The organism is Bradyrhizobium sp. (assembly GCF_049581145.1).
Taxonomy (GTDB): Bacteria; Pseudomonadota; Alphaproteobacteria; order Rhizobiales; family Xanthobacteraceae; genus Bradyrhizobium.
Map to the genome: position 1 here is coordinate 1 of NZ_JBAURI010000542.1, position 2,209 is coordinate 2,209.

At 62.0% G+C, this 2,209-nt stretch carries 1 protein-coding gene and 1 pseudogene; one reads left to right on the plus strand and one right to left on the minus strand.

Annotation, left to right across the window (positions count from 1 at the left end):
• The first annotated feature begins 167 nt into the window (after window positions 1-167).
• A complete protein-coding gene (locus WCB02_RS17715; protein WP_423959961.1) occupies window positions 168-941 on the plus strand; it encodes a tyrosine-type recombinase/integrase in 774 nt (257 codons plus the stop codon).
• Window positions 942-1,083: 142 nt separating this feature from the next.
• Here the strand turns inward: WCB02_RS17715 and WCB02_RS17720 are convergent.
• Window positions 1,084-2,119: pseudogene (locus WCB02_RS17720) on the minus strand (IS91 family transposase); the annotation flags it as partial.
• Window positions 2,120-2,209 lie beyond the last annotated feature (90 nt).

Genomic DNA, 2,209 nt, shown 5'->3' on the forward strand with positions numbered 1-2,209 from the left:
ACCCCCACCTGATCGCCGCGCTCCGCCGCTCACACTCAGTGAGGGCGATGCCCCGCTGCCCATCAGATACCGTGCTCAGAACCACCGGGGTGGGCCATCAATTTAAGTGCGCGGGGTTATGGCCGGACTTTCTCGCCGGCGCATTATAACCGGCATTCTTCAGCCCTTTGCCGATCAGCCCGGCGCAGCCCTCGACACACTTAAAAAAACTTCGCATTTTGATCCGTCATGCGATCAACATCGGATGGATTCAGCAAGACCCGTCGCTTGGAGTAAAACGACCAAAGATTCAGCGCATACTGTCTTGGACAGAAGATGAGATCGAGCTGTTTCGCAAGAAATGGCCTCTGGTCATCAAACAGGGCCTAGCCTTCGAATTGTTCTTGAACACTGGCCAGCGACGATCGGACGTGGTCCGAATAGCGTGGTGCCACATCACGCACGAAAACAAGATCGCCGTCGCGCAGCAGAAGACAGGGCGACGCCTCCTGATTCCGCTTCATCTTGACCTGCTCTCAGCCATTGCCGTGGCCAAGCGTGACAATATGTCGATCATCACTACGGCCTGCGGCAAATCATTCACCGTTGACGGCTTTAGCCAATGGATGCGCGATGCCATCACAGATGCGGGGCTGCCGCTTGATTGTCAGCCGCACGGCTTGCGTAAGGCGACCGGTCGCCGGCTGGCTGAGGCCGGTGCGACAGCAAAAAAGATGATCATGTCCGTGCTTGTGCAGGTTTTTGGACGCCGGCATGACGAACCTTTCCACGCGCTGTGGCGGCCGGCGTCCAAAAAGCGCCAAGGCACGAAGTCGCGGGAGGTTGAGCACCGGCGGTGCAGCGGGCGCTATGGGGATTTGATGGCGGCGCTAAGCTCGATGGTGGATGTGCCGCTACCAGAATGCGGCCGGCGGATCACACGGGCGAGATTGGCGGCGTGAAATGGCGATCTCGGTAATCGCTCGGAACGGATGAATGAGCGCGTGCTGCGTCGACCACTGTAACCGGGTCGAGGGGGATCGCTGCCGGCGTAGGGCCAGCAGATCGGAACGGAGAGGTTGCGAGGTTCAAGGGCGGTCTGGCTCATGATGTGTCGATTCTGCTCGGCATGGGACGCCACCTCGGCTCGCAGCCGCGTGCGAACAGCTCGATCACGATCATGCGGCCGCCGCAGCGCGGGCAAGGGCAAAGGCAGCACATGTGGCGTGTCCTCGGCAATATCCGGCGACGCTTGCGGGTCGGCCGGAGGCTCTTGCGGGTCGGCGGCAGGCGGAGCCACGTTGAGCAAGGCGCGGGCTGTCGCGATGTTCGCGGCGCGGTTGGCGTTGGCAAAGAGCCCGTAGTGGCGGATGCGGTGGAATCCCTTGGGCAGCACGTGCATCAGGAAGCGCCTTATGAACTCGTGCGGGTGAAGCCGCATGGTCTTCCAGCGGTCAGGGCCGTTGACACGGTAGTCCTTCCAGCGGAACGCAATGGCACCATCCTCGGCCGCAATGAGGCGGCGGTTCGAGATGGCGACCCGATGGGTGTAACGGGAGAGATAGCGCAGCACCTGCTCGGGCCCTGCGAACGGCGCCTTGCAATAGACCACCCACTTGATCCGCCGCAGCGGGGCGATGAAGCGCTTGAACGTCTTCTTGTCGGTGAGCCCAGCATGAGTATTGAAGAACGTCAGCTGATTGGCGTCGTGTGCCTCCATGAGCATCGCCAGCATCTTGCCGCGGAACAAGCGCGCCAACACGTTGACGTGGACGAGGAAGTTGGTGCGCGAGGCGACCCATCGCGCGCCGTCGAGCGAAAGCCCGCCACCCGGCACGATCATATGCACGTGCGGATGATGGGTGAGCGCCGAGCCCCAGGTATGGAGCACGGCGGTGATACCGATCCGTGCGCCGAGGCGCTTGAGATCGGAGGCGATGGCGAGCGTCGTCTCGGCCGCTGCCTTCATCAGCAGGTTGTAGACCACGCGCTTGTTCTGGTAGGCGATGTCACGCAACTCGCTCGGCAGCGTGTATACGACGTGAAAGTACGGCACCGGTAACAGCTCGGCTTCGCGCTCGGCCAGCCACTGGCGTGACGCCGCCGCCTGGCACTTCGGGCAATGCCGGTTGCGGCAGCTAATGGGCGTCGCCCATTAGCTGCCTTATGGGCAGATCCGGTAATGGGGAGCTGGCGGCGAGCTGACCGCGTTTTTGAGCAAGTCGCCGAC